Below are 13,174 nucleotides of genomic sequence, written 5' to 3'. Positions count from 1 at the left end.
CCGCCACTACCCGGGGGCGATTTACCCCGGGATCGTCGCCGCGTTTCTAATCTATCTACCTATCGCTGAGCCCGCCGCGGATCTCACCAGGTGTGCGGGTAGCCGCCTCCACGGCGACGCCGAGGCGGCCCGGCGGGTCCTGCACCAGCTCGCTGCCCCAGATGCCTACCGGGGCGCGTAGCCCCAGCATGCCCACCCGGCCATCGCCCACCGGACACGGGCCCGAGCCCCGGGCCCAGTCGGGGTGGTCATGTCCGGAGCAGTAGGTATCCCACTCAGCGCTCTCGCGGCTCGAGAAGCACTCGGCGCCGCGGCCGGCGTGCAGGAGGCAGCCCCAGGCCCAGTAGCCGGGGGTGACCTCGGTGACCACGACGGAGACGTCTGCGCTGCCAGCAGCCACGCCTTTCCGCCCGGCGGCGACCATGCGCTGACCCTCGACGAGGATGTTCCGCGCGGCGTTGAGGTTCCGGTCGTGGCTGACACCGCACCCGGGACAGATCCACGTCCGGACCTTGAGAGGCTTCGGGCCGTCCCGGTGGCAGCAGGCCGAGCAGATCCGCGACGACGGGAAGAACCGGCCCACCCTCACCACGACCCGGCCACGCCGGACCGCTTTCTCCTCGAGCAGACCGACCATCATCGACCAGCCCGCGTCGTGCACCGACCGGGCCAGCCGCGTACGGGCCAGCCCGACTACCGCCAGATCCTCGACATAGACCGCTTGGTTGTCACGGACCAGCCGAGCAGCGAGCTTGTGATGATGATCCCGGCGGGTTTCCCGTACCTTCCGATGCTCGACCGCGACCCGGCGGACCGCCTTGCGCCGGTTCGCCGAACCCTTCCGCTTGCGGGCCAGTGCCCGCTGTGCGCGGGCGAGCCTGCGCTGACGCGACCGCAGAGGACGCGGGTTCGCGACGATCTGTCCCGTCGACAGGGTCGCGAGCCGGTCCACCCCGAGGTCGATGCCGATCTCGGCGCCTGTCGCCGGGTAGGGGACGTCGTCGATGTCGACGACGAACGACACGTAGTACCTGCCGTCGTCTACTACCAGCGGTTTCTCCGGATGTTCGCCGACCCCGGTGAGATCGACCAGGCCACCCGGATCGCCACCGCCCAGCTCAACGCCCACGCGAAACCCTGGATCTGGGGACGTCCGGCTCCACCCACCCGCAGGCCCCGCCGCCGGTTTGTTTACTACCTTTAACGAACGCTGCACTAGGCGATCGACGCGAGCCAGCCGGCGACAAGCGTGTTGAACTCGGCCGGGCGTTCCTGGTGCAGCCAGTGGCCGGCACCCTCCCAGGTCACCACGCGCGATCGGGGGTCGGTGAAGACGGCCCGCTCGACCGCGGCCCGCGCCGGGTCGGCGTAGAAGGTCAGCACCGGGCAGCGCCGCCGGCGCAGATACGGCTCGCTGCGCGAGTGCAGGGCCATCCCGGTCGCCTGCGCCTCCAGCGACTGCCGCAGCACGTGGCCGGCCATCCCGGCGATCCGGCGCACCTGCCAGGTCCGCAGGGCCGGCAGCCGCGCCGGCGAGTCCATGCCGCCCACCAGCTGCTGGACGAACGGCACCGGGTCGGTGTCGGCGAGCAGGTCGAGCATCGGCCCGATCGCGCCGGCCGTCTCGTCCGGGAGCAGGTAGGCGGGATCGACGGCGACGACGGCGTCGACCCGGTCCGGGTACTCGACGGCCAGCGCGCTGACCACGCTGCCTCCCATCGAGTGCCCGATCCCGACGACCCGTTCGATCTCCAGGTGGTCGAGCAGCCCGGCCAGGTCGGCGGCGAACTGCGCCGTCGTGTAGCCCTCGGCCGGCGCGCTGGACCAGCCGTGGCCGCGCAGGTCGACCGCGATCACCCGGTGGTCGGCGACGAGGTGCGGGAGCTGCCAGCTCCAGTCGTGGGAGTCGGCGGTGTAGCCGTGGACGAGCAGCAGCGGTCGGTCGCCGCTCCCCTCGTCGGTGTAGAACAGCCGGACGTCGCCGAGCTCGGCGAAGGGCACCGGATCCCCCTAGGAGAGCTTGAAGCCGGTGTATCTGACGCCGGTGCCGTCGCCGGCCGCGATCTCGTCACAGCGCCGCCGGTACTCGGGAAGGCCGCCCACGTACGTGGTGTACATGCGCTTCCTGCCGGGCACGTTGGCGCCGTTCCACCAGGAGTTGCAGTCCGGGTGGACCAGCACGCTGCCGGTGACGAACGAGAGGACCTCGTCGATCCACTCGGCCTGCGCCGAGGGCAGCGCCTCGATCGTGCGGCCGCCGCCGTCACGCAGGTACGCGACACAGTTCGCGATCCACTCGACGTGGTGCTCCATGGCGGCGAGGAAGTTCGAGGCGGCCGACGGGCTGCCCGGCCCCTGGATCATGAACAGGTTCGGGAACCCGGCCACCTGCAGGCCGAGGTAGGAGACGGGGCCCTCGTCCCGCCAGAGGTCGCGCAGCAGCGCACCGCCCCGGCCACGGACGTCGATACGCGACAGCGCGCCGGTGAGCGCGTCGAAACCGGTCGCGAACAGGATGACGTCGACGTCGTAGGAGCCCTGCCCGGTGCGGATGCCGGAGGAGGTGATCTCCTGGACCGGGCCGGCGCGGAGGTCGACCAGCGTCACGTTGGCGCGGTTGAACGTCTCGTGGTAGCCCACGTCGATGATCGGCCGCTTGCAGCCGAACGGGTACGTCGGCACCAGCGACGCCGCGGTCCGCGGGTCCCGCACGATGCGCGCGACCGCCTCGCCGTACAGCGCCGTCGCCAGCCGGCCGGCCTCGGGGTCCACGAGGACGTCGCTCCAGTAGAGCGCGCCGAGGACGCCGCGTTCCTCGACGGCGCGCAGCTGCTCCTCCCGCGACGCCGTCCGCAGGGCCGGGAAGCACGCCATGTCGACCAGCACCGAGAACGCGCTGGTCCGGGCGGCCCCCACGTGCGCCGCCCGCTGCGCCGCCCGGATCTCGTCGTACCGGGCCCTGAGGCCCTCGAACTCACCCGGCTCGTAGGCGCGCGCGGGCGAGGGCAGCGTGTAGGCGGCCGACCGCTGGAACACGTACAGGTGGGCGGCCTGCTCTGCGACCACCGGGATGGCCTGCACACCGGTCGAGCCGGTGCCGACGACGGCCACCCGCTTCCCGGTGAAGTCGAAGCCCTCCCGCGGGTACCGGTTGCTGAACAGCACGGTGCCGTCGAAGGTGTCGAGCCCCGGGATACCGGGGTCGAGCGGCGCCGAGAGGATGCCGGTGGCGGCGACGACGAAGGGGGCGGCGAACAGCTCGCCCTCCGCCGTCTCCACCAGCCACGACGCGTCGTCCTCGTCGAATGTCATCGCGGCGACCCGGGTGTCGAACTGGATGTCGCGGCGCAGGTCGAGCCGGTCTGCGACGAAGTTCAGGTAGGCCTCGATCTCCGCCTGCCCGGGGAGGAGCTCGGTCCAGCTCCACTCCTGCTGGAGCTGGTCGGAGAAGCTGTAGGAGTACTCGACGCTCTCGATGTCGCAGCGGGCGCCCGGGTAGCGGTTGAACAGCCAGGTCCCGCCGACCCCGTCCGCGGCCTCGAGGACCCGCACCCGAAGCCCCTGCCCGCGGAGCCGGTGCAGCGCGTACAGCCCGGAGAACCCCGCGCCCACCACGATGACGTCGTACCGTTGGGCCCGCTCGCCTTCCGTCACGGCCGCTACTTCCCGATCCGGTCCTTCATGCCGTCCAGGAGCAGGAGGAACGGCAGCCCGGACTCGCTGAGCGCGTGGCCGTGGCCGGTCTGGTGGATGTCGAACACGGACTGCACGGCCGCGTAGAAGCCCTGCACGTCGAGGGTCTGGTTGACCGCCCGCTTCGCCTGCCGCAGCGCGAACGGGTGCATCAGGGCGATCTGCTCGGCCAGCTCCCGGGTGGCCGGGCGCAGCTCGTCGAGCGGCACCACCCGGTTGACCATCCCGACCCGCTCGGCCTCGTGGGCGTCCATCCCGCGGCCGGTGAACAGCAGTTCCTTGGCCTTGCGGGCGCCCCACTCCCAGGTGTGGCCGTGGTACTCGACCCCGCCGATGCCCATGTTGACCACCGGATCCGAGAAGACCGCGTTGTCCGCGGCGATGATCAGGTCGCACGGCCAGCACAGCATCAGGCCGCCGGAGATGCACACGCCCTGCACCGCGGCGATGGACGGCTTCGGCACGTTGCGCCAGCGCAGCGAGTACTCGAGGAACCGTTTCGCCTCGATCTCGTAGATCCCGGCGAGGGTCCAGCCCGGCCTCCGGCCGTCCTCGCCACTGCCGTTGCTGCTGCCGCTGCCTGCGCCATTAGCGGCGCCGTTGCTGTTGCTCGCGCCGTCGCCGCTGCCGGCGTCGGTGCCGACGCCCTTGATGTCGTGCCCGGCGGAGAAGTGCCGGCCGTTGGCCTGCAGGATGATCACTCGGACGTCCGGGTCCTCGGCCGCCCGCCGCCAGGCCCCGTCGAGCTCGTCGAGCAGTTCGAGCGTCTGCGCGTTCGCCGCCCGCGGCCGGTTGAGGGTGATCGTCGCGATCCGCCCGGACGCCTCGTACTCGATGAAGCTCTCGCTCACGAACGCTCTCCTCGCACGGTTCCGGGCCGGACCGGCGGCCCCTGCCGCCCCACTGCCCAGGTTGCGTCGCCCGGCCGCCCGACCGTACCTTGAATATCTAGATATTTCCAACACCCACCCGAGCCGTCGGCGACGCACCGCGACGCCGCCGACGCCCCGCTCCTCGTCCCCGGTCCCCAGTCCTCGTCCCCGGTTCCCGGTCCCCGCGGAGATTGACAGGCGCAGATCATGGCCCCGACGCTCGGCTTCCCGGTGTTCGACGCCGACCACCACCTCTACGAGACGCAGGACGCGTTCACCCGGCACCTCCCGGCGCGGCACCGGGACCTGTTCCGCTTCGTCGAGCTGAACGGCCGGAAGAAGCTGGTCGTCCGCAACCTGCTCACCGAGTTCATCCCGAACCCGACCTTCGAGGTCGTGGCCCGCCCCGGCGCCCACATGGCCTTCTACTCAGGCGACAACCCGCAGGGGAAGTCGCTGCGCGAGCTCACCGGGAAACCGATGCGCAGCATTCCCGCCTTCCGGGAGCCGAAGGCCCGCCTGGAGCTCCTCGACGAGCAGGGTGTGCACGCCTGCCTGCTGTTCCCGACCCTCGCCAGCCTCGTCGAGGAACGGTTACGCGACGACCCGGCGCTGACCCAGGTCGCCATCCGCGCCTTCAACGACTGGCTGCACGACGACTGGACCTACAACCGCTCCGACCGGATCCTCACCACACCGATCGTCTCGCCCTGCGACGTCGCCGGGGGCATCGCCGAGCTCGACCGGGTCCTGCGGCGCGGCGCCCGCGCCATCCTCGTGCGCCCCGCCCCCGTCGCCGGCCTGCGCGGCCCACGCTCGCCCTTCCTCCCCGAGTTCGACCCGTTCTGGGCCCGCGTCCAGGAGGCCGGCGTCCTGGTCGCCCTGCACGCCTCCGACAGCGGCTACCAGGACTACCTCAACACCTGGGAGGGCGGCGGCGGAGAGTACGTCGCCTTCCGCCCGAGGACCTTCGCGCACGTCACCGACGGCGGGCGCACCATCCAGGACACCCTCGCCTCCGCCATCTGCCACGGCATGCTCGACCGTTTTCCCCGAGTGCGGCTCATCAGCGTCGAGAACGGCGGCAGCTGGGTCGGCGTCCTCGCCCGCAACCTCGAGCTCGCCTGGAAGAAAATGCCCGGCGAGTTTCCCACCCATCCCCTCGAAATCCTCCGGCGCAACATCTGGATCAACCCCTTCTGGGAGGATTCACTGGCGGACCTCATCTCCCTCATGGGCCCCGACCGGGTCTGTTTCGGCTCCGACTACCCCCACCCCGAAGGCCTGGCCGAGCCCCTCTCCTTCACCGAGCAGCTCGCGGGCCTCGCCCTCGACGACATCGAGCGGATCATGTCGACCAACATGTTCGAGCTCCTCGACCTCCCGCGGCCGACCCACGCCGACCCACGCCGGCCCCCCGCGACCGGCCCCGACCGGCGACACCCGTCCACGCTCTGATATCTAGATGTTTCCAGCTGTTGACGGTAGGGGTGACGTCCCATGCAGTTCCGCCTGGACGAGGACCAGCTGGCGATGCGCGGCGCCGTCCGGGCGTTCTGCGCGGACAGGTTCGGATTCACCGGCATCGCGGACCGGGCCGGAAAGCCCCTCGCGCCCGGCCTGTGGCCGGCGCTCGCCGAGCTCGGTGTGCTGGGCGTCCTCGGCGACGCGGACGGTGGCGGGATCGGCGTCGTCGCGGCCGCCCTCGCGTTCGAGCAGTTCGGCGAGCATCTCGCCGGCGGGCCGGTGCTGTGGTCGACCCTCGCCGCGCCGTTCGTCCCCGGCGCCGCCGACGGGAGGGTCCGGGTGGCCGGCGTCGAGCTGGCCGACGGGACGAGCGGGACGGGCGGGACCGGCGGGACGGGCGGCCCGCTGGTCGTCGAGCACGCCGACGAGTGCGACGTGCTCCTGCTGCTGCGCGACGACCGGCTGGAGGTGTGCCCACGCGCCGACCTGCCGCCGCCGCTGGACGGCGCGCCGCTCGACCCGCTGACGCCCGTCACCGTGTTCCCGCACGTCCCCGCGGGCCAGGTGGTCGGCGGGGCGGCGGACGCGCGGCGGCTGCGGCGCGCGGGCGAGATCCTCAGCGCCGCGCAGCTGGTCGGCGTCGCCCAGGGCGCGCTCGACACCGCCCGCGACCACGCGCTCGAGCGGGTGCAGTTCGGCGTTCCCATCGGCTCGTTCCAGGCCGTCAAACACCTGCTCGCCGACATGTACGTGCGGGTGGAGCTCGCGCGGTCGGCGACCTACGCCGCCGCCGCGACCGCGGCCGACCCACGCGCCGGCGACCCGGACCGCGCCGCGAGCACCGCGAAGCTACTCGCCGGCGAGGCGGGCATCGCCAACGGCCGGGCCGCCGTGCAGATCCTCGGCGGCATGGGCTTCACCTGGGACATGCTCCCGCACTACTTCCTGAAGCGGGCCTGGGTCCTCGAGAACGGGTTCGGCACCACGTCCTGGCACGCCGCCCGGCTCGGCGCGGCGGTCGGCGACGAGGCCGCCACCCCGTGACCGGGGCGCAGGCGTTCACCCGGTCCGCCGGCCGGTAGAGCGAAAGGCTGTTCGCGCATGGGATTCGACACGATCCGTTACCAGGTCGAGGAACGGGTGGCCACGATCACCTTCGACCGGCCCGAGGCGCTCAACGCGCTGAGCCCGACGATGGTCCGGGAGCTGCGGCAGGCCTACGCCGACGCCGAGGCCGACGACCAGGTCTGGATCCTGCTCGTCACCGGCAACGGCCGGGCGTTCTGCGCCGGCGCCGACGTCGGCGAGATCCCCGACGACGGGCGGGTCGTCTACGACGAGCCGTACCTGTCGACGTTCCCGCAGTGGGAGGCTCCGCAGGAGGGCACGCCGCCGTTCCGGTCGATGACCAAGCCGATCCTCACCGCCGTGAACGGCCTGTGCTGCGGCGCCGGGCTCGACCTCGTCACCACCGGCGACATCGTCATCGCCTCGGACCGGGCCGAGTTCTTCGACCCGCACGTCAGCATCGGCCTGGTCTCCGGCCGTGAGGTGGTGCGGCTGGCCCGCGCCCTGCCGACCAACATCGCGATGCGGATGGCGCTGATGGGGCGGCACGAGCGGATGGGCGCGCGGCGCGCCTACGACCTCGGGCTGGTCTCCGAGGTCGTCGAGCACGACCGGCTGCTCGAGCGGGCCCGGGAGATCGCCCGCACCGTCAACCGCAACGCGCCGCTGGCCGTGCGCGGCACCCGCCTGGCCATCCGCCGCGGCCGCGACCTTCCGCTGTACGAGGCCGAGGTGATGGCCGAGACGTTCCGGGAACGGGTGGTCCGCACCGAGGACGCCAAGGAGGGCCCCCGCGCCTTCCTGGAGAAGCGCCAGCCGGAATGGAAGTGCCGTTGACCCGCCCCGGGACGGCTCAGTCGCCCAGGCGCGGGCTGCCCGCGCTCAGCGAACGCATCGGGCAGGTGCTCGCGCTCGACCCGTCGGCACCGGCCGTCGAGTTCGAGCGCCACTGGCACACCTGGGGCGAGCTGGCGGCGTCCGCCGACGCGGTCGCACCGCTGGTGCGGCCGGGCGCACGCGTCGCCCTGCTGCTGCGTAACCGGCCACCGCAGCTCGGCCTGCTTCTCGGCCTGCTCCGGGCCGGCGCCTGCGTGGTCGCCGTCAACCCGGGGCGCGGAGCCGAGCGGGTCCGGGCCGACCTCGACTCCCTGGCCGTCACGACGGTCGCCGGCGACCGGGCCGATCTGGCCGCGTTCGCGCCGCCGGCGCGCCGGCTCGCCAGCGACGCGCTCGGCGCCCTGATCGTCACCGGCGACGGGCCGGCACCGGACGGCGGCCCACCGGCACGGGGCGACCTCGGCCGTCCCGCACCGGACGGCGGCACGCCGCGCCCCGAGGTCGCCGTCGAGATGCTCACCAGCGGGACGACCGGGCCGCCCAAGCGGGTGCCGCTGACCTACGAGACCTTCCGGCGCGTGCTCGCCGGAGCCAGGCACTACGAGCGCGGCGCTGACTCCGGCCTGCGGCTGCGCCGTGGCGTGGTCGTCGTGAACGCGCCGCTGGTGCACCTGGGCGGGCTGTTCCGGATCCTGCAGTGCGTCAACGACGGCCGCTCGTTCTGCCTGCTCGAACGCTTCCGCGTCGAGGAGTGGGCGGACGCCGTGCGCCGGCATCGGCCCTCCACCGTCAGCCTGGTCCCGGCGGCGCTGCGGATGGTCCTCGACGCCGACCTCGAGCCCGCCGACCTGTCCGGCGTGCGGTCGGTGATCTCGGGTACCGCGCCGCTGTCGCCCGAGGACGCCGACGCCTTCCAGGCGAGGTTCGGGGTGCCGGTGCTGACCTCGTACGCGGCGACCGAGTTCGGCGGCGGCGTCGCCGGCTGGAACCTCGCCGACCACGAGCGGTACTGGGCCGCGAAGCGCGGCAGCGTCGGGCGCGCCCACGCCGGCTGCGCGCTGCGCGTGGTCGACCCGGACACCGGCGCACCCCGCGGACCGGACGAACCGGGGCTGCTGGAGGTTCGGGCGGCGCAGCTCGGTGCCGACAGCGGCTGGACCCGGACCACCGACCTCGCCCGGATCGACGCCGACGGCTTCCTGTGGATCCTCGGCCGCGCCGACCAGGCGATCATCCGCGGGGGGTTCAAGATCCTGCCCGACGACGTGCGCGTCGCCCTGGAACGCGACCCGCGGGTGCGCGGCGCCGCCGTCGTCGGCCGTCCCGATGCCCGGCTGGGTGCCGTTCCGGTGGCGGCCGTCGAGCCGCGCCCCGGGGTCACGGTGACCGCCGAGGCCCTCCTGGCGGCGGCGGCAGGCGTCCTGGCCCGCTACGAGCTGCCGGCTCAGCTGCGAGTCGTCGAGGCTCTTCCCCGGACGCCCTCGGGCAAGGTCGACCTGGCCGCCGTGCGCGAGCTGTTCACCCAGCAGCCCTGAGCACCCCGCAGCCCTCAGCCGGCCGAGGGGCCAGCGTCCTGAACAGCCGGAGACGCACGAACAGCCAGCGGCCCACGAACAACCGGAGGAGCGCGGTATGGACCTGACCTACAGCGAGCAGGACGAGGCGTTCCGCGCCGAGCTCCGCGCCTGGCTCCAGGCGGAGGTGCCCACGCACGGCCCGCCCCCACCCCCCGGTGACTGGCCGGCGCGACGCGCCTACGACACCGGCTGGCAGCGCAGGCTGTACGACGCCGGGTACGCCGGCCTGCACTGGCCCAGCCAGTTCGGCGGCCGCGGTCTGCCGGTCACCCAGCAGCTCGTCTACCTGGAGGAATACGCCCGCGCCGGCGCCCCCTACATCAGCGTCAACTTCGTCGGGATGATGCACGCCGGCCCCACGCTGATCGCCGAGGGCACCGACGAGCAGCGGGCCTACCACCTGCCGCGCATCCTGCGCGGCGAACACGTCTGGTGCCAGGGCTTCTCCGAGCCTCAGGCCGGCTCCGACCTCGCCTCCCTGCGCACCAGCGCGGTGCTCGAGGGCGACGAGTACATCGTCAACGGCCAGAAGATCTGGAGTACCCGGGCGCACGTGGCCGACTACGGCGAGCTGCTGGTCCGCACCGACCCCGACGCGCGCAAGCACCGCGGCATCAGCTGGCTCATCCTCGACATGCACTCCCCCGGCGTCGAGGTCCGCCCGATGCGGGCCATCGACGGCGAGAGCCACTTCTGCGAGGTGTTCCTCACCGACGTCCGGGTGCCCGTGGCCAATCTCGTCGGCGCGGAGAACGACGGGTGGCGGGTGACGAACGTGACCCTGCGCTTCGAGCGCGGCACCGCCTTCGCCCAGCACATCATCACCCTGCGCTCCCAGCTGCGGGACCTGGTCAGGGCGGCCCGGCTGGTGCCCGCGCCGGGCGGCGGCACCGCCTGGGACGACCCGGCGCTGCGCGGGCACGTCGGCCGCCTGGATGCACACGTCGACGGGCTGTGGCGGATGACCCAGCGGGGCATCACCGAGGCCGAGGCCACCGGACTGCCCGCACCCACCGGCTCCGCCGTCAAGCTGCGGTTCAGCGAGCTCAGCCAGGAGCTGAGCGAGCTCGCGGTGCGCGTTCTCGGCCGCGCGGCGACGGGCGGCGTGCGGGGTCACGGCCTCGACGGCGCCGAGATCGCCCGGGCCTACCTCTGGTCGTTGCAGTACACGATCGCGGCCGGCACCTCGCAGATCCAGCGCAACCTCATCGCCGAACGCGTCCTCGGGATGCCCCGCGTGGCCTGACGCCGGGTCCGGGCGCAGAACGGGAAAGCGACCAGTCGTTCCTCCACCGGCGGCGGCCTCGGCCCCCGCCTGCAACAAAGAGGGTTGAGATGGACCTCGGTATACGTGATCGTGGTTTCCTCGTCGTCGGCGGGACGGCGGGCATGGGTCTCGCCGCCGCGCGGGTGCTGGTCGCCGACGGCGCGCGCGTGGCACTCGTGGGGCGGGACCCCGGCCGGGCGCGGGCGGCCGTGGAGCGGCTGGGCCGGCGGAACGCGACGGCGGTCGTCGGCGACGTCAACCGCCCCGGTGAGGCGGAACGGATCGTGAGCGAGGCGGTCGGGACGCTCGGCGAGCTGGCCGGTGTCGCGGTGACCACCGGCACGTCGACCGCCGCGCACGCCAGCCTCGACGCTGCCTCGGACGCGGTGTGGGCGGACGCGATCGACGACGTGCTGATGGGGACGGTCCGCACCGTCAGGGCGGCCGTTCCGCACCTGGTCGCCGGCGGCGGGGGCACGGTGGTCACCACGGCGGCGTACGGAATGCGCGCCTATCATCCCGACCGGCTGCCGTACGTCACGCTGAAGAGCGGGGTGGCCGCGTTCACCAAGACCGTCGCCAGGGCGTACGGCGGCTCGGGGGTGCGGGCGAACTGCGTCTGCCCCGGCGCCGTCGAGACCGGGTCGCTCGCGGCCCTGCGCGGGGCGCTCGCCCGGGAGCGCGGCGTCCCGCCGGCCGGCCTCCTGGAGCAGGTCATGGTCGACGAGTGGCACATGGACGTCGCCCTGCGCCGGCCGGGCACACCGGACGAGGTCGGCGACCTGTTCGCCTTCCTCCTGTCGCCCCGCGCGGGGTACCTCACCGGCGCGGTCATCAACATCGACGGCGGCACCCGGTTCTGAGCCGGACCGGTTCTTAGCCGGACCGGCTCAGAACCGGGCGGGAGACAAAACGCCCGGTCAGTCGCGGGTCACCCGCCAGCTGTCCCCACCCACCCGGTTACCGGGATTCCACCTGAAGATATAGCCGCGGTCGCCGTCGTGATTGTAGGCGGCCGCGTAGAGCCAGCCGTCCTTCTGCCTGTTCTGCAGGCCGATGTTGTCCCCGTCGCGCAGGACCGTGCTGCCGGCGATGGTGAACCCGCACTGTTCCAGCACCCGGACGGTGCTGTTGATGGTCAGATCCTCACCGTAGGGCCCCCGCAGCTCACGGATACGCACGATTTTTCCGCTCCCGACGAATTCGGCGCCGCCATCGACCGAAAGGTCGTGCAGCACCTTCAGTCCGTTGTGACCATAGGTGCTGATCTTGTCGCCGACGTCGATGTCCTCCCCGAACCGTGCGCCGTTGATGCCCTGTGTGCTCAGCTTGCTCCCGACCGTCAGGTCGTCGTTGGCGCTCAGCAGCCCGTTCACGTCGAGCCGGGACCGGGCGGTGAGATTGCCCGAGACCGTCAGCTCCTCTTGGACCGTCACGTCGTCGCGGGCGGACAGCGACCGGTACACGTCGAGCGTGGACTCGGCGGTGACCGAGCCGGAGACGGTCAGGGTGGACGTGGCGGTGACCGGGCCGGAGACGGTCAGTCCGGTCAGGGTGGGGTTGTTGACGGCGATGGTGAGGCTGGCGTACTGCTCGACCGATTCGAAGCCTTCCGCGGCCTGCTGTCCGCCGCCGACGGCGGACGCCTTCACGATGAAGGTGGTGTCGCGCAGGATCGTGCCCGACGGGGCGGACCACGAGGTGCCGGTTCCCTCGAACACGGGGGCCGCGTTGCTGCCGTCGTACAGCCAGAAGTAGGAGCCGTTGCTCTCCCAGGAGAGCTGGAGGGACTCGCCGGCGTCGATCCTCGTCCTGGGGACGGTTGGCCTGTCCGTGCTGCGGGCCAGAAAGTTGCGCAGGTAGAAGACGGGCTCGATGACGGGCAGGGTCAGGGTCCGCGGATTCTTGCGGGTGAATTTCTGCGGTTGCGTGTTGGAGGATTCGACGATCTGCACGACGAGCGGGTCACCGGTGGCGGTGGCGATCAGGCCGCTGACGCTGAAGGCCAGGGGGTAGGTGACCGGATCGTTGGGGTTGGCGTTGTGGAAGGTGAGCTGATGATGCTCGGTGAGCTCCTGCTCGGTGTTCGCCGCCAGCGACACCGGCTTCCATCTGTCGTCGTTCACCGCGATGTGCGGATTCTCGGTGAAGTACGCGGTGCCGCTCTGCTGGTTGACCGGCACCGAGATCGCGATCTTGTCGGCGTAGATGTTCTGGTCGCCGTGGGCAACGGAGATGTTGATGCGGGCCTTGGTGCCCTTCTCCGGGTCACCGCCCGCCTCGAGCGGTGACGGGCTGGTGGCGGGTAGGTAGTCGAACAGAGGGTTTGCGGCCATTGCGAATCCTCCTGGCGTGCGGGTCCTTACTGCGGTGTCCTGACGTGCGTCGGGGAG

Annotated in this window: 11 protein-coding genes and 1 pseudogene; 7 read left to right on the top strand and 5 right to left on the bottom strand. The window is 72.2% G+C overall.

Annotated elements, in window-relative coordinates:
• Positions 1–55: 55 nt before the first annotated feature.
• Positions 56–1,129, bottom strand: a complete 1,074-nt coding sequence (locus tag MXD62_RS04610) for a transposase (protein ID WP_248828183.1) — start codon at positions 1,127–1,129, stop codon at positions 56–58.
• On the opposite strand from MXD62_RS04610, the pseudogene MXD62_RS40040 reads away from it, so the two are divergent.
• Positions 1,067–1,204, top strand: a pseudogene (locus MXD62_RS40040) (transposase); the annotation flags it as partial. The gene MXD62_RS04610 and the pseudogene MXD62_RS40040 sit on opposite strands and share 63 nt — an antisense overlap.
• Positions 1,205–1,215: 11 nt before the next feature.
• On the opposite strand, the gene MXD62_RS04605 reads toward MXD62_RS40040, so the two are convergent.
• From MXD62_RS04605 to MXD62_RS04595, 3 genes are read right to left on the bottom strand one after another with little or no spacing between them, the layout of a single operon-like run.
• Positions 1,216–2,001 (bottom strand): alpha/beta fold hydrolase, encoded by a 786-nt coding sequence (locus MXD62_RS04605; protein ID WP_248828182.1) that lies wholly within the window; start codon positions 1,999–2,001, stop codon positions 1,216–1,218.
• 9 nt (positions 2,002–2,010) lie between these two features.
• Positions 2,011–3,654: an NAD(P)/FAD-dependent oxidoreductase gene (locus MXD62_RS04600; protein ID WP_248828181.1), complete on the bottom strand. Its 1,644-nt coding sequence runs from the start codon at positions 3,652–3,654 to the stop codon at positions 2,011–2,013.
• Positions 3,655–3,659: 5 nt separating this feature from the next.
• Positions 3,660–4,544 carry an enoyl-CoA hydratase gene (locus MXD62_RS04595; RefSeq protein WP_248828180.1) on the bottom strand — a complete coding sequence of 295 codons (885 nt, stop codon included), beginning with the start codon at positions 4,542–4,544 and terminating at the stop codon, positions 3,660–3,662.
• A gap of 228 nt (positions 4,545–4,772) precedes the next feature.
• Here MXD62_RS04595 and MXD62_RS04590 point away from each other — a divergent pair, with 228 nt between their 5' ends.
• The 6 genes from MXD62_RS04590 to MXD62_RS04565 all read left to right on the top strand — a co-directional run bounded on the left by MXD62_RS04590 (position 4,773) and on the right by MXD62_RS04565 (position 11,644).
• Positions 4,773–6,023 (top strand): amidohydrolase family protein, encoded by a 1,251-nt coding sequence (locus tag MXD62_RS04590; protein ID WP_248828179.1) that lies wholly within the window; start codon positions 4,773–4,775, stop codon positions 6,021–6,023.
• 42 nt (positions 6,024–6,065) lie between these two features.
• A complete protein-coding gene (locus MXD62_RS04585) occupies positions 6,066–7,076 on the top strand; it encodes an acyl-CoA dehydrogenase family protein (protein ID WP_248828178.1) in 1,011 nt (336 codons plus the stop codon).
• A gap of 57 nt (positions 7,077–7,133) precedes the next feature.
• A complete protein-coding gene (locus MXD62_RS04580; protein WP_248828177.1) occupies positions 7,134–7,937 on the top strand; it encodes an enoyl-CoA hydratase/isomerase family protein in 804 nt (267 codons plus the stop codon).
• On the top strand, positions 7,922–9,472 hold the full coding sequence (locus MXD62_RS04575) for a class I adenylate-forming enzyme family protein (RefSeq protein WP_248828176.1): 1,551 nt from the start codon (positions 7,922–7,924) through the stop codon (positions 9,470–9,472). Before MXD62_RS04580 ends, MXD62_RS04575 begins: the two co-directional genes overlap by 16 nt.
• A 97-nt stretch (positions 9,473–9,569) precedes the next feature.
• Complete coding sequence (locus MXD62_RS04570) at positions 9,570–10,760, top strand: acyl-CoA dehydrogenase family protein (RefSeq protein WP_248828175.1); 1,191 nt, start codon at positions 9,570–9,572, stop codon at positions 10,758–10,760.
• Between the two features lie 89 nt (positions 10,761–10,849).
• Positions 10,850–11,644 (top strand): SDR family NAD(P)-dependent oxidoreductase, encoded by a 795-nt coding sequence (locus MXD62_RS04565; protein ID WP_248828174.1) that lies wholly within the window; start codon positions 10,850–10,852, stop codon positions 11,642–11,644.
• A 57-nt stretch (positions 11,645–11,701) separates the two neighbouring features.
• On the opposite strand, the gene MXD62_RS04560 is transcribed toward MXD62_RS04565, so the two are convergent.
• Complete coding sequence (locus tag MXD62_RS04560) at positions 11,702–13,117, bottom strand: hypothetical protein (RefSeq protein WP_248828173.1); 1,416 nt, start codon at positions 13,115–13,117, stop codon at positions 11,702–11,704.
• Between the last annotated feature and the right edge of the window lie 57 nt (positions 13,118–13,174).

The organism is Frankia sp. Mgl5 (assembly GCF_023242985.1).
Classification (GTDB): Bacteria; Actinomycetota; Actinomycetes; order Frankiales; family Frankiaceae; genus Parafrankia; species Parafrankia soli.
This window is presented reverse-complemented; position numbering and strand designations above follow the sequence as displayed.

What these genes read in the sequence shown, in the direction of transcription:
- MXD62_RS04590 (WP_248828179.1), top strand. Translation starts at nt 4,773, where the DNA reads ATGGCCCCGACGCTCGGCTTCCCGGTGTTCGACGCCGACCACCACCTC.
- MXD62_RS04575 (WP_248828176.1), top strand. Translation starts at nt 7,922, where the DNA reads ATGGAAGTGCCGTTGACCCGCCCCGGGACGGCTCAGTCGCCCAGGCGC.
- MXD62_RS04570 (WP_248828175.1), top strand. Translation starts at nt 9,570, where the DNA reads ATGGACCTGACCTACAGCGAGCAGGACGAGGCGTTCCGCGCCGAGCTC.
- MXD62_RS04585 (WP_248828178.1), top strand. Translation starts at nt 6,066, where the DNA reads ATGCAGTTCCGCCTGGACGAGGACCAGCTGGCGATGCGCGGCGCCGTC.
- MXD62_RS04560 (WP_248828173.1), bottom strand. Translation starts at nt 13,117, where the DNA reads ATGGCCGCAAACCCTCTGTTCGACTACCTACCCGCCACCAGCCCGTCA.
- MXD62_RS04565 (WP_248828174.1), top strand. Translation starts at nt 10,850, where the DNA reads ATGGACCTCGGTATACGTGATCGTGGTTTCCTCGTCGTCGGCGGGACG.
- MXD62_RS04580 (WP_248828177.1), top strand. Translation starts at nt 7,134, where the DNA reads ATGGGATTCGACACGATCCGTTACCAGGTCGAGGAACGGGTGGCCACG.